Genomic DNA, 17,906 nt, shown 5'->3' on the forward strand with positions numbered 1-17,906 from the left:
GACCAATCGATGCCCCGCGGGGACCTGATGACCCTCTTTCGCCCCCTCCTGATCGCCGGACTGCTGCTCGCGCATCCGTACGCCAACGCCACCAGCTTCGACTGCCAGCGCGGCCGCTCGCCGGCGGAGCGCATGATTTGCGGCGATTCCGCGCTGTCGGCGCTCGACGACACGTTGGGCCAACTCTACTGGAAAGCGCGTCGACGGGTCGCCCAGCGCCGCGCGTTCATCGACGACAGCGACAGCAAGTGGGCCTGGCGCGAAGCGAACTGCCGCGACGCCGGGTGTCTGCGCACGTGGTACGCGACGCGCATCGACGAATTGCAGCGGCTGCTGGCGAGCTTGCCGGGCGGCGCGCGGCACGCGGCGCCCGTGGGTGGGGATGCGCAAGCGCACTCGGACCACTCGCCGCTGCAATGCACGGCCGCGAAGCCCGGGCTCGTCGTCAACGAGCAGTGTGCGAGCGTGATCGGGCAGTCGGGTCAGCGGTGGAAGTATCAGCCGCGCGATGGCGACTGGTTCTGCGGCGTGGCCACGCTCGAGGCGGCGGACATGGCGCCACCGCAAGCGCAAGCGCCGATGCCGATGCCGATGCAACCGCAGGTGCAGGCGGGCGTCGGGGAATGAGACGGAAGAACGCACCGGTCTTGAATTCCGCGCCGGTGCCGAGCGTGCCAACAAGCTCAGTCAGCGGCCGACGACTCGCCACCCTCGCCCGTGCCGAACAGCTCCGCGCAAAGCTGCGCGCCGCTTTCGCTCAGCGACACGGCTCCGGTGCCATCGTCGTGGAACATCGTATCGACGAGACCACCGCCCGACAGCGCCGCCAATTGCCGCCGCAAGCTGCTCATCGGCACGCCGGCCTGCTTCGACAGCTTCGCGAGCGACCACGCGCGCCGGGGCGTCTCGCGATGCGCGCGCCATAGCTGCGCGAGTATCGCGGCGAGTTGCGGGTCGATGTCGTCGTCGTTCATGTCGGTCTCGCTGTGTTGTGTTGCGCCGTTCACGCCATCGCCGTAGCCAGCTCGCCGAGTGTCTTCAACGCCGCCTCGGCCTGCGCGGTCCACGGATAGCTGTAATTCAGCCGGATGAAGTGCCGATAATCGTTGCTCGTCGAAAACATCATCCCCGGCCCGACCGTGATCCCGCGTTCAAGCGCGGCCTGATAAAGCCGCATCGAGTCGATCGCAACCGGCAGCTCGACCCACAGCACGTAGCCGCCGCGCGGCGTCGACACGCGCGTGCCGACCGGGAAGAAGCGCAGCACCAGCGCGCTCATGATGCTCGCCTGTTGCCGGTACACGCGCCGCAGATGCCGCAAATGCCGGTCGTAGCCGTCCTGACGCAGATAATCGGCAACCGCGACCTGCGGCACCGACGGCGTCGTCAGCGTATTCAGGAACTTCAGCTTCTCCACCTGCGCGCGATAACGCCCCGGCAGCGCCCAGCCGATCCGGTACGACGCGGTCAGGCTTTTCGAAAACGACGCACAGTGCAGCACCAGCCCTCTGGTGTCGAAAGTCTTCAGCGTCGATGGCCGCGCGTCGCCGAAGTACAGCTCCTGGTAGACGTCGTTTTCGATCGCGGGAATCTCGTGCGCGGCCAGCAGTTCGACCAGTTGCCGCTTGCGCTCGTCGGACATGCAGAAACCCAGCGGATTCTGGAAATTCGGCATCACCATGCACGCGGCAATCTTCTGCCGCGCGATTATCTTCGCGAGCGCGTCGATGTCGATACCGTCGACCGGATGCGTCGCCACCTCGATCGCGCGCATGCCGAGGCGCTCGATCGCATGCAGCATCGCGTAGAAGGTCGGCGATTCGACCGCGACGGTATCGCCCGGCTTGGCCACCGCCTGAAGGCTCAGGTTGATCGCCTCGGTCGCGCCGAGCGTGATCACGATTTCGCCGGGATCGACTGGCAGACCGTTTTCCGCATAGCGCCGCGCGATCTGGCGGATCAGCTCGGGGTTGCCCGGCGGCAGATCGTCGATCAGATTCCAGCTCGCGTGCCGCCGTGCGATCGCGTTCGCGTACTGGTTGATGCGCCGCCACGGAAACAGCGACGGATCGGGATACGGCGAGCCGAACGGCACGGCATCGTGCGCGCGGATGCTGCGCAGTGTCGACAGCACGAGCCGGCTCACGTCGACCGTCGCGGGCACCGGCGGCGGCGCGGACTTGCCGCCCGCGCGCGCCGCGGCAGGCACCGGCGCGAGCGCCCGCGCGGCTGCGTCGCGCACGAAATAACCCGACTGCGGCCGGCTCTCGACGATGCCGCGGCTCTCCAGCAGCGCATACGCGTGCAGCACCGTCTTGATGCTGACGCCGTGCTGCTGACTCGCCTGCCGCACCGACGCAATCCGCTCGCCGGCCGCGAACACACCGCGGTGCACGGCTTCGGCGATTTCGTCGGCGAGTTTTTCGTACAGCTTCATGCGATTCGGGCAGGTTCAGGGATCGTCGCGCAACTGTACTCCTGTTCTTTCCGATTTTCTGTATCCGACATGCATTGTGGAACACAGTACGCTGCGGGCATTGGTCTGCAAAGCCTGTCGAATCTTTCCATCGTCACGTCATGAAGAAGAACGAAGCACAAGCCGAACCCCGCATCGAGCCGTACAAGCACCCCGCCGCCGGCTGGGGCGCGCTGAAGTATGTCGCCATCAATCTGCTCAAGGAAAAGGTCGCGGGCGGCAACTACCGCACTCTGCTCAAGCAGAACCAGCCCGACGGCTTCGACTGCCCCGGCTGTGCATGGCCGGATCGCGAGCACGCGTCGACATTCGAGTTCTGCGAAAACGGCGTGAAGGCCGTGGCTGCCGAGGCCACCGGCAAGCGCGTGACGCCCGCGTTCTTCGAGCAGCACAGCGTCACGGAGTTGATGACGCAATCCGACTTCGAGCTCGAGCAGCACGGCCGCCTGACCGATCCCCTCGTCTACGACGCCGCGCGCGACCGCTATGTGCCGATCGGCTGGGACGACGCGTTCGAGCTGATCGCGAGCCATCTGAAGCGCCTCGACGATCCGAACCGCGCCGCGTTCTATACGTCGGGGCGTGCGAGCAACGAAGCCGCGTTCCTGTACCAGCTGTTCGTGCGCATGTATGGCACCAACAATTTTCCCGATTGCTCGAACATGTGCCACGAGGCGACGAGCCGTGGCCTGCCGCACACGGTCGGCATCGGCAAGGGCACGGTCACGCTCGACGACTTCGAACACGCGGATACGCTGCTGATCTTCGGCCAGAACCCGGCCACCAACCATCCGCGCATGCTCGGCGAGTTGCGCGAATGCGCGAAGCGCGGCGCCACGATCGTGTCGATCAATCCGCTGAAGGAGCGCGGCCTCGAACGTTTCGCGAGCCCGCAGCATCCGGTCGAAATGCTGACGATGGGCAGCACCAGAATCAGCTCGGTGTTCATCCGACCGAAGGTCGGCGGCGATTTCGCGCTGCTCAAGGGCGTCGCCAAACGCGTGCTCGAACTCGACGACGAAGCGCTCGTGTCGGGCCTCGAGCGCGTGCTCGACGTCGACTTCATCGCCGAACACACGGTCGGTTTCGCCGCCTTCGCTGACGATCTGCGCGCCGAGCGCTGGGACACGATCGTCGCCGAGTCCGGCGTACCGTTCGACGAGGTGCTGAAGCTCGCCGATATCTATGTGAAGGGCCGCGCGGTGATTTCGACCTGGGGCATGGGTCTCACGCAGCACAAGAACTCGGTCGCAACGGTGCAGCTGCTGTCGAATCTGATGATGATGCGCGGCAATATCGGCCGGCGCGGCGCGGGGCTGTGCCCGGTGCGCGGCCACTCGAACGTGCAGGGCGACCGCACGGTTGGCATCGAGGAAAAGCCTACCGAAGCGTTTCTCGACAAGCTCGGCGCGGCCTACGATTTCACGCCGCCGCGCGAGCACGGACTCGACGTCGTCAACACGATTCAGGCGATGCTCGATGGCCAGGTGAAAGTGTTCATCGGCCTCGGCGGCAACTTCTCGATCGCGACGCCGGACACGCCGCGCACATGGGACGCGATGCGCGCATGCGAGCTGACCGTGCACGTGACGACGAAGCTCAATCGCAGCCACCTCGTGCACGGCCGCGACGCGCTGATCCTGCCGACACTCGGGCGCACCGAGATCGATATTCAGAACGGCGTGGCGCAAGGCGTCAGCGTCGAGGATTCGATGAGCATGGTGCACATCTCGTACGGGATGAACAAGCCGGCGTCGGACAATCTGCTATCCGAAGTGGCGATCGTCGCGCGGATGGCGCATGCGACTTTGGGCAGCGGCAAGGTGGACTGGCTCGCGCATGCGGCCGACTACGCGCTGATTCGCGATGGCATCGCGAAGGTGATCGACGGCTTCGACGACTACAACGAGCGCCTGAAGAAGCCGGGCGGTTTCCATCTCGGCGTCGCGTCGCGCGATCGCATCTGGAAGACGCCGAGCGGCAAGGCGCAGTTCATCGCCCACGCGATCGCGCTCGACACGCCGATTCATCAGGCGAAGAAACGTCACGGCGAACGCCTGATGACGCTGATGACCACCCGCTCGCATGATCAGTACAACACGACGATTTACGGTCTCGATGATCGCTATCGCGGCGTGTACGGACAGCGGCGCGTGCTGTTCGCCAACAAGGACGATCTCGCGATGCTCGGGTTCGCGGTCGGTCAGCGCGTCGATATCACGAGCGTGTGGGCCGATGGCATCGAGCGACGGGTGGACGGCTTTCTGCTAGTCGAATACGACATTCCGCGCGGCTGCCTCGGCGCTTACTACCCGGAGACGAATCCGCTGGTGCCGCTCTCCTCGGTCGCGGATGGCGCGGGGACGCCGACGTCGAAGTCGATTCCGGTTTTGCTGACCGCGTCGGCGGTGCAGGATGCCGCTGCTCTGGCGGCCTGACGTCAGCTCCATTCTCCGCGCCTGCCGCGCGGTGTCCCTCACACGGGCTTTTTCGCCAGATCGCGATGCGTCAGATACAGACGTAGATCGAATTCGATCTGGTGGTAACCCGGCTGCATGAACTCGCACAGACGATAGAACGCCTTGTTGTGATCGCTCTCTTTCAGATGCGCGAGTTCATGCACGACGATCATCTTCAGAAACTCCGGCGCCGCGCCCTTGAATAACGACGCGATGCGGATTTCCTTCTTCGCCTTCAGCTTGCTGCCCTGCACGCGCGAAATGCTCGTATGCAGGCCGAGCGCGTGACGCATCACGTCGAGTTTGCTGTCGTAAGTGACCTTGTCGATCTGCTCCGCGTTGCGCAGGTGTTCGCGTTTGAGCTCGGCGCAGTACTCGTACAGCGCGCGGTCGGTTTGCACCTCGTGCGTGTTCGGGTACTTCTGCGCGAGGTAGGAGCCGAGCTGATCGTCGGCAATCAGCGTCCTCACCTTGTCTTGCAGAGGTGCGGGGTAGCCGGTCAGGTATTTGAGGGGGGACATGAAGGCGGATTGAGGTTGGCGGGGGTGATATTACGCTCTAGCGGATGCTACGGTTTGCGATTCGTCTGTTTGTTGTCCAGACGCCTGGTCAACGTCACAGCCCTGCACGAGCGGTCGAGTTGGCTTCATCCGGTCAACGCCGAAAACTTATATTGTCCAGATCATCAACGGGCCGGACGGGAAGCCCGCCTTCGTCGTCATTCCCTACGCGGATTACATGACTGAGCGCAATGCGGACCGAAACCTGATTCCGAACGACGTCGTGAGCCGCACGGTTGACGGCGCTTCACCGGTACGCGCATGGCGCGAACTTCTCGGTTTCACTCAGGCGGACATCGCGGCGCGTCTTGGCATCAGCCAGTCTGCTTATGCACAACAGGAAAACAGCGATCGTCTGCGCAAATCATCGCGCGAAAAGATCGCGGCGGCGCTCGGTATCAGCGCGAAGCAACTGGATTTCTGATCGGGAAAACTGGAGAGCGAGATCGGCACGGCGATCATCGGCGTGCGCGCATCGTGCCTGTCATTTGAAACTTTGGTGCCGGGGACCGGACTTGAACCGGCAAGCCCGAAGGCGGCGGATTTTAAGTCCGCTATGTTTACCAATTTCATCACCCCGGCAGGGGTCGCAATCGCGCGTGGTCGCGAATTCTACCATCGCGTCGCCGGAGCCCCAAGAACGCCCGACACCACGTTCATCCCCAAGTCACAAACCTTGCCGATAATCCGCTCACGAAAACGATTACAGCGGGCCGCAAACCGATGACGCCGACGATCAAGGATGTCGCCGCCCACGCGGGCTTTTCCATCGCCACGGTATCGCGCGCGATCAACGCGCCGCATACCGTGAACCCCATCACGCTCGACAAGGTACGTCAGTCGATCGACGCGCTGAACTTCCGCCCAAGCCCGCTCGGCAGGCAATTGCGCGGCGAGCGTACGCGCCTGATCGGCGTCGTTCTGCCGACTCTCGCGAACCCGGTGTTCGCCGAATGCCTGCAAGGCATCGACGATCTCGCGTCGGCGCAAGGCTATCGGCTGATGCTGATGACCACGCAGTACGACGTGGACCGCGAACGTCACGCGATCGAAACGCTGCGCGAGCATCGCGTCGAAGGCCTGATCCTGACCGTCGCCGATGCCGACACCCACCCGCTGCTCGACGAACTCGACCGCGACGGCCTGCTGTACGTGCTGATGCACAACGACACGGTGCGCCGCCCGTCGGTGTCGGTCGACAACCGCCTCGCCGCCTACGACGGCGTGCGCCGGCTCATCGCCAACGGCCATCGCCGCATCCTGATGCTGGCCGGCTCGTTCGCCGCGTCGGATCGCGCGCGTCAGCGGCATCTCGGCTACACCCAGGCGATGCAGCAGGCCGGCCTCACGGCCGCGCCCGCGCTCGAAGTCGATTTCAACGCCGACGAACTCGCGCCGTCCGTGCTCGCGCACCTGACGCACGGCGCAAACCCTCCGACCGCCCTCTTCTGCAGCAACGATCTGCTCGCGATGGTCGTGATGCGCGGCCTGCGCCGCGCGCGGCTGAAGATTCCGCAGGACATGTCGATTCTCGGCTTCGACGGCCTCGCGATGGGCGAACTGCTGTCGCCGGCGCTCGCCAGCATCTGCGCGCCGAATCGCGAGATCGGCCGCGCGGCGTGGCAGCGCTTGCTCGCACGCATCGGCGGCGCTCGCGATGAGCGCACATTCCCCGCCACCTCGCTCGCATTGACCTTGCCGCACAGCGTGCGCGAAGGCGCGACGATCGCGGCGCTCGGGTCGCAGACAGATCACTACAGGGCATCACCAACGCAAGGGCTGACCGCCTAGGCAGCTTTCGCGCAATACAACCGCTTGCAACCACCTTTTACGGGCCCGGAGTGAGTGCGAAAGCACTTGCACCGATCGACACAGGAGACCTGCAGTGACCCGCTCAACCTCACGCTTCGCCACCTCGCTCAATCCGCTCTGGCAGAAACTCTCGCACGCCGCCGCGACCGTACTGCCGGCGAGCCTGCTCGTCGCCGGCGCGGCGCTCGTCACGCTCGCGCCGCAAAGCGCGCGCGCCGATGAAACCGCGATCTGCTACAACTGCCCGCCCGAATGGGCCGACTGGGCGAGCCAGATCAAGGCGATCCAGCAAAAGACCGGCATTCGCGTGCCGTTCGACAACAAGAACTCGGGCCAATCGATCGCACAGCTGATGGCCGAGCAGAAAAGCCCGGTCGCCGACGTCGTGTATCTCGGCGTGTCGTCGGCGTTCCAGGCCAAGGACAAGGGCGTGATCCAGCCGTACAAGCCCGCGCATTGGGACGACATTCCCGCCGGCCTGAAAGACCCGCAAGGCTACTGGTTCACGATCCACTCGGGCACCCTCGGCTTCTTCGTCAACAAGGACGCGCTCGAAGGCAAGCCGGTGCCGCGCTCGTGGGCAGATCTGCTGAAGCCGGAATACAAAGGGATGATCGGCTACCTCGATCCGTCGAGCGCGTTCGTCGGCTATGCGGGCGCGGTCGCGGTGAACCAGGCGCTCGGCGGCACGCTCGACAACTTCGAGCCGGGCCTCGACTGGTTCCGCAAGCTCAAGGCGAACGCGCCGATCGTGCCGAAGCAAACCGCGTACGCGCGCGTGCTGTCCGGCGAAATTCCGATCCTGCTCGACTACGACTTCGATGCGTACCGTGCGAAGTACAAGGATCACGCGAACGTCGAGTTCGTGATTCCGCAGGAAGGCACGATCTCGGTGCCGTACGTGATGAGCCTCGTGAAGGGCGCGCCGCACGAAACGAACGGCAAGAAGGTGCTCGATTTCGTGCTGTCCGACGAAGGCCAGAAACTGTGGTCGCAGGCGTATCTGCGGCCGGTGCGCGCGAGCGCGATGAATGCCGAGACCGCCGCGCAGTTCCTGCCCGCGAATGAATACGCGCGCGCCAAGCCGGTCGACTTCGCGAAGATGGCCGAGAAGCAGTCGGGCTTCGGCGAGCGCTATCTGCAGGTGATGCATTGAACGACGTCACGTTCCCGCTGCGCTGGCGCATTGCATTGCTCGCGCCGGCGCTGGCGGTGTTCATCGCGTTCTGGCTGCTGCCGATGGGCGCGCTCGCGCAGCTCTCCGGCGGCGGCCACGCATTCGCGACCTATCGCGCGATGCTGACCAATCCGCGCTATATGTCGAGCCTTGGCGCGACCGTCGTGCTGTCGGCGGCGGTCACGGCGGCCACGCTGGTGCTGTCGGTGATCGCGGGGCTGCTGCTCGCGCGCCGCGAATTCGCCGGCAAGCGCACGCTACTCGCGCTGCTGACGTTTCCGCTCGCGTTTCCCGGCGTCGTCGTCGGCTTCATGGTCATCATGCTCGCCGGACGTCAGGGGTTGATCGGCGCGGTGTCGCTGAAACTCGCGGGCGATCGTTGGGTGTTCGCGTATTCGATGAGCGGCCTGTTTCTCGGCTATCTGTACTTCTCGATTCCACGCGTGATCGTCACCGTGATGGCCTCCGCGACCAAGCTCGATGCGTCGCTCGAAGAGGCCGCGCGCTCGCTCGGCGCATCGCCGTGGCGCATCATGCGCGACATCGTGCTGCCGGCGCTGTCGCCCGGACTGATCGCGGCGGGCGCCGTGTGCTTCGCGACCGCGATGGGCGCCTTCGGCACCGCGTTCACGCTCGCCACCGACATCGACGTGCTGCCGATGACCATCTATACCGAGTTCACGCTGAACGCGAACATGGTGACCGCCGCGGGTCTGTCGATCGTGCTGGGCATCGTCACGTGGGCGGTGCTGGCGATCGCGCGCAGTGCGAGCGGTTCGGGCGTGGCGGCGAGCGCATGAACGGCGCGTCGCCTGAAGCCAGCGTGAGCGCACATAACGACAATCTATCCATGAACTCAGTTACGGCCTCCTCGCCCTCTTCGCCGTCGCAGCCGGCCGCGGGACCGCGCGCGCGACGCGCGTGGCCTTCCACGCGAAGCTGGCTCGCCGCGGGTCAATGGTTCGTCACACTGCTGCTGTGCGCCTTCCTGATCGTGCCGGTCGTCATGTCGATCGTCGCGGGGCTGACGGTCAACTACTTCAAGGGCGTGTCGAGCGGACTCACGCTGCGCTGGCTCGTCGAAGTATGGACCCAGTATCACGGCTCGGTGTGGCTGTCGCTCGAAGTGGCCGCGGCGACGCTCGTCGTCACGCTGTTGACCGGCGTGCCCGCGGGCTACGTGCTCGCGCGCAGCAAGACGCGCTTCGCACGCATCGTCGAGGAGTTTCTGGTGCTGCCGATCGCGCTGCCCGGCCTCGCTTCGGCGCTTGCGCTGCTGGTGATCTACGGCGGCTTCACGGCGTTCCGGATGAGCGCGGCGTTCATCGTGGTCGGGCATGTGGTGTTCACGCTGCCGTTCATGGTGCGCGCGGTCGCCGCGGTCTGCGCGAGCAGCGATCTGCGCACGCTCGAAGAAGGCGCGGCAAGCCTCGGCGCGGGCTTCTTCACGCGCTTCGTCACGATCGTGCTGCCGAACGCGCGGCCCGGCATCGTCGCGGGCGCGCTCGCGGTGCTGACGCTGTCGATCGGCGAATTCAACCTCACGTGGATGCTGCACACGCCCGATACGAAGACGCTGCCGGTCGGCCTCGCCGATACCTACGCGTCGATGCGCATCGAGATCGGCAGCGCTTACACGATCCTGTTCTTCATCATGACGATGCCGCTGCTCGTCGCGATGCAATGGCTCGGCGTCGATGCGACCGGCCAGCGCAGCGCGTCGAAAAAGCGCGTCGTATCTTCCGCCAAGCCGATCGACACGCCATGAAACTGACCTCGGTTCCCATCACGCTCACGCAGTGCGCCAAGACGTTTCGCGGCACGCGCGTGCTCGAACCGCTCGATCTGTCGATCGGCGCGGGCGAAACTCTCGTGCTGCTCGGACCGTCGGGCTGCGGCAAGACGACGACGCTGCGCCTGATCGCGGGCCTCGAAACACCCGACGCGGGCGGCCGCATCGCATTCGGCGACGACGACGTGACCACGCTACCGATCGAAAAACGCGCGGTCGGCATGGTGTTCCAGAGCTATGCGCTGTTTCCGAACCTGACCGTGCGCGGCAACATCGGCTACGGTCTGAAGATCAAGCGTGTGCCGGCGGCAACTGCCCGGCAACGCGTCGACGAGTTGCTCGGCATGATGCGGCTTACCGCTCACGCGGACAAACCGATCGATCAACTGTCGGGCGGCCAGCGTCAACGTGTGGCGCTCGCGCGCGCGCTCGCGGTGCAGCCGCGCGTGCTGCTGCTCGACGAACCGCTGACCGCGCTCGACGCGCGTCTGCGCGACGCATTGCGTAGCGAGATGAACGCGCTGTTGCGCGAGCTCGGCATCACGACCGTCTACGTGACCCACGATCAGGCCGAAGCGATGGAGCTCGGCGATCGCATCGTCGTGATGAGCGCGGGACGCATCGAGCAGATCGGCTCGCCGCGTGACATCTACTATCGCCCGGCCAATCGCACGGTCGCGCAGTTCGTCGGCACGATCAACCGTATTGCGGGCGAGCCGAGCAATGGCATGCTGACGACGAGCGGCGGCGCCGTGCCGTTGCCCGCGCATGCGTCGAATGCGAACGGCGCGCACGAGATCTTCTTTCGCCCCGAGGACGCACGGCTCACCGACCCCGCGCTCGCGCAACTGCGCGGCCAGATCGAAAGCACCGCGTTCCTCGGCGAACGCACGCGCCTGACGATCGGCGGCGCCGCGCCCGAACCGCTTTTCGTCGACGTCGCGGGTCGTGTCGAGCTTGCGCGCGGCACGCCGGTTGGTATCTCGATCGAGCAGGACGCACTGATTGCGCTATCGTAGGCACAAACAGCGCCGCAGCCTGGCGCTCAACACGAAGCAACCCGAAGGACCTCTGTCATGCTGCTGGCTCAAATAAGCGACCTGCATATCAAGCAACCCGGCGCACTCGCGTATCGCCGAGTCGATACGGCTCCGTACCTCGCGCGTTGTATCGACGCGCTGAACGCGCTCACACCGCGCCCCGACGCGGTGCTGATGACCGGCGACCTCGTCGATCAGGGCGACCCTCAGCAGTATGCGCACCTGAAGACACTGCTCGCGCCGCTCGAGATCCCCTACTTCCTGATGGTCGGTAATCACGACGAACGCAACGCGTTGCGCGCGGCGTTTCCCGAGCGCGAGGAATTGCTAAGCGGCGGCGAATTCGTGCAGTACGCGGTCGACGTCGGCCCGCTGCGCGTGATCGCACTGGATTCGCTGGTGCCCGGCTCGAGCGCCGGCATGCTGTGTGACACGCGGCTCGCGTGGCTCGCGCAGCAACTCGATGCGGCGCACGGCAAGCCGGTCGTGGTCGCGCTGCATCACCCGCCGTTCGCGTGCGGCATCGGGCATATGGACGAGATCCGGCTCGACCCGGCGGCATCGGACAAGCTCGCGGCGCTGATCGCCCGCTATCCCAACGTCGAGCGCGTGCTCTGCGGGCACGTGCATCGCTCGATGTTCGTGCGCTTCGGCGGCACGATCGCGAGCGCGATTCCCGCGCCCGCGCACCAGGTGGCGCTCGATTTTCGCGAAGAAGGACCGTCGGCGTTCGTGATGGAGCCGCCCGCTTACGCACTGCATTACTACGCTCCGGCGACGGGCATCGTCACGCATCATGCGTATGTCGATGCGGCCGACGGCCCGTATCCGTTCTACGACGCTGGCGCGTTGATCGACTGAAACGAGCGGTATATCTCTCTGCAACCTGATAGCGGACGCGCGAGCGAGCCTCGCGCGGCCGTCAGCAGGAACCCTGCCGCTCCGGTATGATCGGCACGCTTGAGGACCGCGCATGGGCCGGTCCGTCGATCCGCCTCCGTCATGTCCACTTCCGACGCTTCCACTTCCGCTTCCTCCGCCCGGTCGTTGCGCGGCGTGTTGCTGCTGCTCGCGACGATCGCCGGTGTCTCGGTCGCGAACATCTACTTCAATCAGCCGCTGCTCGACAACTTGCGCCAATCGTTTCCGGACAGCGCGTCCTGGGTCGGCGCGGTGCCTGCCGTCACGCAGCTCGGCTACGCCGCCGGCATGCTGCTGCTCGCGCCGCTCGGCGACCGCTTCGACCGGCGTCTGTTGATCCTGCTGCAGATCGCCGGCCTGTGCGGCGCGCTCGTCGTCGCGGCGTCGGCACCGACGCTCGCGGTGCTGATCGTCACGAGTCTCGCGATCGGCATACTCGCGACGATCGCGCAACAGGCGGTGCCGTTCGCGGCCGAACTCGCACCGCCCTCCGAGCGCGGCCACGCGGTCGGCACCGTGATGAGCGGCCTCTTGCTCGGCATCCTGCTCGCGCGGACCGCGGCGGGCATCGTCGGTGAATACTTCGGCTGGCGCGCGGTGTTCGGCGCATCGGTCGTCGCGCTGCTCGCGCTCGCGGTCGTCATCATTTTGCGTCTGCCGAAGAGCCAGCCGACTTCGACGCTGCCGTACGGCAAGCTGCTCGTGTCGATGTGGCATCTGGTGACCGAGCATCGCGCGCTGCGTGAGGCGTCGCTGACCGGCGCGGCGTTGTTCGGCGCATTCAGCCTTTTCTGGTCGGTGCTCGCGCTGCTGCTCGCGGGCGCGCCGTTTCATCTCGGGCCGCAGGCGGCGGGGCTGTTCGGCATCGTCGGCGCGGCTGGCGCGCTCGCCGCACCGCTGGCGGGCAAGTTCGCCGACCGGCGTGGACCGCGCGCGATCATCACCGTGTCGCTCGTGCTGGTCGTGATCGCGTTCGTGATCTTCGGCGCGTCGGCGAAGAGCATCGCGGGACTCGTGGTCGGCGTGATCATTCTCGACATCGGCGTGCAGGCCGCGCAGATTTCCAATCAGTCGCGCATCTATGCGTTGAAGCCCGATGCGCGCAGCCGCGTGAATACCGTGTACATGGTCGCGTATTTCATCGGCGGGGCGCTGGGCTCGGGTGTCGGCGCGATCGTGTGGCCGGCGTTCGGGTGGATTGGCGTCACGATCGCGGGGATCGGGTTTGCCGGGCTCGGCGCGTGGAATCATTTGCGGTTGCCGGCCCGGGGGGGGAATTGAACGCCCGATTCCATCTTTGATTGATGCCGGCGTCATGCGGACGCCGGCGCTTTCAGCCCTTGCTGCGAACGTTCAAACGCCGCCACCCCGCCCCAACGCATACTCATGCAGCGCATCGAGCACACGATCGAACTCGAACGATTTGTCGTAAAAGTGCCGCACACCGTACTGCTCGCAGCGCGCTCGATACGCGGGCAACGCATGATTGGTCAGCACCGCCGCGAACATCGAATCGATCAGCCCCTCGCGCTGCAGATACGCGAGCACCGGCACGCCCGAGCCCTGCTTCAGCTGCAAATCGACGATGACCGCGTCGAATGCTTCGTCGCCGAGCAACGCGATCGCCTGATCGGCGGAATCGGCATAAGCGGCCACGCGCAGCAGGCCCGAAGCATCGATCGCTTCGACGAGGCTGCGGCGAATCAGCGGCGAATCCTCGATCAGCAGCACGCGCAACGGCGCGCGGCTGGCTGGATCGGTAGCAGGGTTCGATTCGCTGTTCATCGGGATGTCTCGATCGTCCGTCATTCGATCAGACCATTCTTGATCGCGTAATACGTGAGGTCCGCGTTGTTCGCGAGTCGCATCTTCTCGAGTACCCGCGCGCGATACGTGCTCACCGTTTTGACCGACAGATGCAGTTCTTCGGCGATCTCCGTCGGCAACTGGCCGGCCGCGAGCTTGCAGAAGATCTGGAATTCGCGCTCCGACAGCGCCTCATGCGGACGCCCGGCGGCGGGCTTGTCGAGATTGTCGGCAAGCGTATCGGCAACCGCCTCCGACAGATAGCGATGCCCGCGCGCGACCGAGCGGATCGCGCGCACGATTTCCTCCGGCTCGCAGTCCTTGTTCAGATAGCCGTTCGCGCCCGCGCGCAGCAGATTGATCGCGTACTGGCTCTCGGGGTAGCCCGACAGGATCAGCACGCCCTGCTCGGGACGCACCTGCTTGATCACCCGCAATGTATCGATGCCGTTCTTGTCCGGCATCGCGATGTCGAGCAGCACCACGTCGAAGGCCTGCTCGCGCACGAGGCCGATCGCTTCCTCGCCGGTGGCGGCCTCGGCGGCGACGCACATATCCGGCTCGTCGGCGACGAACTGTCTGAAACCACCTCGAACGATCGCATGATCGTCAGCTATCAGCACTCGAATCATCGGTTGGGTGTCCGTGCAAAGGGAGTCGCTCCTAAGCCGACATTGTAATGAGCCGGGGCCGCGACTGAACGCGAAATGCGCGGGCGGCTTCGCACCGTAGCCGCCGGCATTCCCGAGTTCGCTGGCGCCGGGTCGACGCTTTTTCGCCGCGTCTGCCGTCGCCTCCCTGCCACTTTGGCGCGCTATTCACGCCCCGCGAGCAGATCCGCCATATCGTCGGCATGCTCTTCCTCGACCGCGAGAATCTCCTCGAACAGCCGGCGCGTGGTCACGTCCTTCTCGCCGAGATAGCGGACGATCTCGCGGTAAGTGTCGATCGCGATGCGCTCCGCGATCAGGTTCTCGCGAATCATGTCGGTCAGATCGGTGCCTTCCTTGTATTCCGAATGCGCGCGTGCCTTGATGCCGTCCGGCGCGAAGTCGGGTTCGCCGCCAAGCTGCACGATGCGCTCGGCGATGCGATCGGCGTGTTCCTGCTCCTCGCTCGCATGCTCGGCGAATTCAGTCGCGACCGCTTCGGAGTTGATGCCCTTCGCCATGAAGTAGTGCCGCTTGTAACGCAGCGTGCAGACGAGCTCGGTGGCGAGCGCGTCGTTCAGCAGCTTGAGCACCGTGTCGCGATTCGCGCCGTAAGTCGGCGTGACCGGACCATCCGACATATGCTTGCGCGCGTCCTCGCGGATCTTCTTGATGTCCATCACGAACGTGTCGCCAGATTGCTTCGTCATCGAACTTCTCCTTTATCCGGTATTGGGAATCGCGCATCAGCACGCGTCGCGCCTGATGCGCCGAGGGTGGAATGACGGCGCGCTTCGAACGCCGGCGCCTCGAGCGAAGGATTCAGACGCCGCGCGTTCACGCGCCTTTGACTACCTGTTTCTATGTATACGTATTGCGCACTTCGCTGCCGATCTCGTGTTGCGTTCATCCACGGCTCGCGCCGCTAGGTTCGAAACACGCCGAGCAGCAACGTGACCACGAACACGACGAGGAAGATGTAGAACAGGATCTTCGCGATTTCGGCCGCGCCGGCCGCGATGCCGGTAAAGCCGAACACCGCCGCGATGATCGCAATCACGAAGAAGACGATGGCATAGTGAAGCATGGCATTTCTCCCTTTTGTTGGCCCTGCAATCGACTACAGCAAACCACTCGCCTGCTATCAAGGCGCGGCTTGCCGCCACTGCGATGGCCGCGCTAATCGATCATTTTCTTCGTCACGACGAAGCCCAGCACGAGGAACACCACGCACAGCACGACAAAGACGAAGAACAGGAACTTCGCGATCGCCGCCGCGCCGGCCGCGATGCCGGTAAAGCCGAGAACACCCGCGATCACCGCGATAATCGCGAAGAACAGCGCCCACTTCAACATGATGGTTTTCTCCCGAAACATTTGAATCAACGATCGGGTCCATGCTATCGATGCGCGGCGCCGCGCGCATTCCGACGCTCGCCGTTTTTCGTGTGAGAATCCGCTTACATTGGATTACGACGACGTTACGCGCGGCTTCGCTCGATGCTGGAGTCGACGCCCGAGTCGATGCCCTCTTTCTGGAGCAGAAAGTGTCGAATCTGCAGAACCGGCCGCAACCTGCTGGCGCGCGCGCCACGGCGCGGCTCGCCGACTGGATGCGCAAGCGCAGCTGGGCGATCGCGATGACGGTGGCGATCGTGATCACGGTAGGCGGCCTCGTGATTCTGGAGAGCGCGCGTCAGCGCATTACGGCCGAGTACGAAACCGCGCTCGAAGCGCGCGACGTCACCGTGCAACTGAGTACGCTCGCGAGCGACCTGTCGCGCCTCAGCGCGCAACAAAACCAGTTTCTTCTGACGAAGGACGACGCATCCGCTCGCGCGTTCTGCGCGAGCGCCGCACGCATCCGCGAGACGACGCAGCAGTTGGACCACTTCTATCGCGGCGGCCGTGCGGACAGCGCGGAGCTCGCGAGCTTTACGCAGATACTCACGCTGATCGATGCGCGCATCGGCGCGGGCGCCGCCGCGATGCAGCACGCGGCGCCTCATCCGCTCGAGCTCGGCGCATGCGGGCCCGCGAGCGACGTCAATCCGGCGGACGCGTCGTTGATCGACAGCACGCTCACGCTGCTGCGCGACAACGAGGAGCGTCGCGCGCAGCACGCGCTGGCCGCGAGCCGCGCCGATCAGCGGCTGTCGACGCTGTGCGCGGCGGGTCTGTCGGCGCTGAACATCGTGCTGTTCATTCTGCTGTTTCGCAATCTCGGCATTCAGATAGACCGGCAGGCGCGCGCGCAGCGTCAGTTGATCACACAGCAGGAGGAACTCGACCAGTTGGTCAACGAGCGCACCCGCCAGCTCGAAGCGCTCGGCTGGCATCTGCAGGCGGTTAGCGAAAACGAAAAGACCCAGCTCGCGCGCGAGCTGCACGACGAGCTCGGCGCGATTCTGACCGCATGCCGGATGGACGTCGCGTGGGCGCGCCGCAAGCTGAAGGACAGCGAGCCGGACATCGCCGACAAGCTGCAGCGCGCGCTCGCCAATCTCGACCAGGGCATCGCGTTGAAGCGGCGCATCATCGAGGACATGCGGCCGACCGTACTCGCCAATTTCGGGCTCGTCACCGCGCTGCGCACGCTCGCCGACGAAGCCGCGCAGCGCAACAACTGGACGCTCGAGCTGCACCTGCCCGCCGACGATGTCCAGCTCGACGAGCAGACCGAGATCGCGCTCTTTCGGGTCGCGCAGGAGTCGCTGACGAACGCCGCCAAGTACGCGCGGGCCTCGAAGGTCGGCATCGCATTGCGGGTCGGCGACGGCGAGGTCGCGCTGCATATCGCGGACAACGGCGTCGGCATCATGCCGGCCGATCTGAAACGCACGCATACGCACGGCCTGCTCGGCATGCGCCAGCGCGTGGCCGCGCATGGCGGGCGCTTCGACATCCGCCGTGGCGCGCAAAACGGCACCGAAATCGACGTCGTGATGCCGAGCGCGAGCACCGCGACGCCTTCGGTCGATCAGCCGCTGACGTCGCCGGCCACGCCGTCTACTTCGTCGCAAAGTCCCGTCTGACAGGCACTCGCCGCGGCAACGCCAAGCCATTGTAGGAGTGCGCCGACGCAAACACCGGAGCACGCCTACAACAAAATCGCGGCACGGCCGACAGCGCCGCCCCCACCCTTTTTTTACCATGCAATCAGGCCGGTTCGAAACCGGATCGAAACCTGATCGACTGGCATGGCCCCGGTCG

General features: G+C 65.2%; 19 protein-coding genes and 1 tRNA gene. 11 read left to right on the forward strand and 9 right to left on the reverse strand.

The window, feature by feature from the left end:
- Positions 1-27: 27 nt before the first annotated feature.
- Positions 28-627: a lysozyme inhibitor LprI family protein gene (locus GCT19_RS03840; RefSeq protein WP_152851044.1), complete on the forward strand. Its 600-nt coding sequence runs from the start codon at positions 28-30 to the stop codon at positions 625-627.
- 56 nt (positions 628-683) lie between these two features.
- Here the strand turns inward: GCT19_RS03840 and GCT19_RS03845 are convergent, their stop codons facing one another.
- Both GCT19_RS03845 and GCT19_RS03850 read right to left on the reverse strand, forming a co-directional pair.
- On the reverse strand, positions 684-974 hold the full coding sequence (locus GCT19_RS03845; RefSeq protein WP_152851045.1) for a helix-turn-helix domain-containing protein: 291 nt from the start codon (positions 972-974) through the stop codon (positions 684-686).
- Positions 975-1,003: 29 nt separating this feature from the next.
- Positions 1,004-2,437 (reverse strand): aminotransferase-like domain-containing protein, encoded by a 1,434-nt coding sequence (locus tag GCT19_RS03850; protein WP_152851046.1) that lies wholly within the window; start codon positions 2,435-2,437, stop codon positions 1,004-1,006.
- 140 nt (positions 2,438-2,577) lie between these two features.
- Here GCT19_RS03850 and GCT19_RS03855 point away from each other — a divergent pair, with 140 nt between their 5' ends.
- Positions 2,578-4,914, forward strand: coding sequence for an FdhF/YdeP family oxidoreductase (locus GCT19_RS03855; RefSeq protein WP_152851047.1), 2,337 nt, complete (start codon positions 2,578-2,580; stop codon positions 4,912-4,914).
- Positions 4,915-4,952: 38 nt separating this feature from the next.
- Here GCT19_RS03855 and GCT19_RS03860 read toward each other — a convergent pair whose 3' ends face one another.
- Positions 4,953-5,456: a M48 metallopeptidase family protein gene (locus GCT19_RS03860; protein ID WP_152851048.1), complete on the reverse strand. Its 504-nt coding sequence runs from the start codon at positions 5,454-5,456 to the stop codon at positions 4,953-4,955.
- A gap of 151 nt (positions 5,457-5,607) precedes the next feature.
- Here GCT19_RS03860 and GCT19_RS03865 point away from each other — a divergent pair, with 151 nt between their 5' ends.
- Positions 5,608-5,919 carry a helix-turn-helix domain-containing protein gene (locus GCT19_RS03865; protein WP_321576751.1) on the forward strand — a complete coding sequence of 104 codons (312 nt, stop codon included), beginning with the start codon at positions 5,608-5,610 and terminating at the stop codon, positions 5,917-5,919.
- Positions 5,920-5,992: 73 nt separating this feature from the next.
- On the opposite strand, the gene GCT19_RS03870 is transcribed toward GCT19_RS03865, so the two are convergent.
- Positions 5,993-6,077: transfer RNA gene (locus GCT19_RS03870), tRNA-Leu, on the reverse strand.
- A 141-nt stretch (positions 6,078-6,218) separates the two neighbouring features.
- Between GCT19_RS03870 and GCT19_RS03875 the strand changes: the two genes are divergently transcribed.
- From GCT19_RS03875 to GCT19_RS03905, 7 genes are all read left to right on the forward strand, one after another.
- A complete protein-coding gene (locus tag GCT19_RS03875; protein WP_018435309.1) occupies positions 6,219-7,286 on the forward strand; it encodes a LacI family DNA-binding transcriptional regulator in 1,068 nt (355 codons plus the stop codon).
- 94 nt (positions 7,287-7,380) lie between these two features.
- Positions 7,381-8,463, forward strand: coding sequence for an ABC transporter substrate-binding protein (locus GCT19_RS03880; RefSeq protein ID WP_018435308.1), 1,083 nt, complete (start codon positions 7,381-7,383; stop codon positions 8,461-8,463).
- Positions 8,460-9,284: an ABC transporter permease gene (locus GCT19_RS03885; protein WP_018435307.1), complete on the forward strand. Its 825-nt coding sequence runs from the start codon at positions 8,460-8,462 to the stop codon at positions 9,282-9,284. The genes GCT19_RS03880 and GCT19_RS03885 overlap by 4 nt, the downstream gene beginning before the upstream one ends.
- Positions 9,285-9,334: 50 nt before the next feature.
- Positions 9,335-10,252: an ABC transporter permease gene (locus GCT19_RS03890; protein WP_193727367.1), complete on the forward strand. Its 918-nt coding sequence runs from the start codon at positions 9,335-9,337 to the stop codon at positions 10,250-10,252.
- Complete coding sequence (locus tag GCT19_RS03895) at positions 10,249-11,295, forward strand: ABC transporter ATP-binding protein (RefSeq protein WP_152851051.1); 1,047 nt, start codon at positions 10,249-10,251, stop codon at positions 11,293-11,295. Before GCT19_RS03890 ends, GCT19_RS03895 begins: the two co-directional genes overlap by 4 nt.
- Before the next feature lie 57 nt (positions 11,296-11,352).
- Positions 11,353-12,177, forward strand: a complete 825-nt coding sequence (locus GCT19_RS03900) for a phosphodiesterase (RefSeq protein ID WP_018435304.1) — start codon at positions 11,353-11,355, stop codon at positions 12,175-12,177.
- Positions 12,178-12,318: 141 nt separating this feature from the next.
- A complete protein-coding gene (locus GCT19_RS03905; protein ID WP_152851052.1) occupies positions 12,319-13,518 on the forward strand; it encodes an MFS transporter in 1,200 nt (399 codons plus the stop codon).
- A gap of 72 nt (positions 13,519-13,590) precedes the next feature.
- Here the strand turns inward: GCT19_RS03905 and GCT19_RS03910 are convergent, their stop codons facing one another.
- The 5 genes from GCT19_RS03910 to GCT19_RS03930 form a co-directional block, all read right to left on the reverse strand.
- The gene (locus GCT19_RS03910) at positions 13,591-14,022 is read right to left on the reverse strand and encodes a response regulator (RefSeq protein ID WP_152851053.1); all 432 of its coding nucleotides are present in this window, start codon (positions 14,020-14,022) and stop codon (positions 13,591-13,593) included.
- Positions 14,023-14,042: 20 nt separating this feature from the next.
- Positions 14,043-14,675 (reverse strand): response regulator, encoded by a 633-nt coding sequence (locus tag GCT19_RS03915; protein ID WP_013089872.1) that lies wholly within the window; start codon positions 14,673-14,675, stop codon positions 14,043-14,045.
- Positions 14,676-14,857: 182 nt separating this feature from the next.
- The gene (locus GCT19_RS03920; protein ID WP_152851054.1) at positions 14,858-15,403 is read right to left on the reverse strand and encodes a ferritin-like domain-containing protein; all 546 of its coding nucleotides are present in this window, start codon (positions 15,401-15,403) and stop codon (positions 14,858-14,860) included.
- Positions 15,404-15,618: 215 nt separating this feature from the next.
- Positions 15,619-15,780: a DUF1328 domain-containing protein gene (locus GCT19_RS03925; protein WP_006052455.1), complete on the reverse strand. Its 162-nt coding sequence runs from the start codon at positions 15,778-15,780 to the stop codon at positions 15,619-15,621.
- A 92-nt stretch (positions 15,781-15,872) separates the two neighbouring features.
- Positions 15,873-16,049 (reverse strand): DUF1328 family protein, encoded by a 177-nt coding sequence (locus GCT19_RS03930; protein WP_026228667.1) that lies wholly within the window; start codon positions 16,047-16,049, stop codon positions 15,873-15,875.
- Between the two features lie 191 nt (positions 16,050-16,240).
- Here GCT19_RS03930 and GCT19_RS03935 point away from each other — a divergent pair, with 191 nt between their 5' ends.
- Positions 16,241-17,728 carry a sensor histidine kinase gene (locus GCT19_RS03935; protein ID WP_408582368.1) on the forward strand — a complete coding sequence of 496 codons (1,488 nt, stop codon included), beginning with the start codon at positions 16,241-16,243 and terminating at the stop codon, positions 17,726-17,728.
- Positions 17,729-17,906: the final 178 nt, after the last annotated feature.

Origin of the sequence: Paraburkholderia atlantica (assembly GCF_009362785.1) — a bacterium.
Taxonomy (GTDB): Bacteria; Pseudomonadota; Gammaproteobacteria; order Burkholderiales; family Burkholderiaceae; genus Paraburkholderia; species Paraburkholderia atlantica.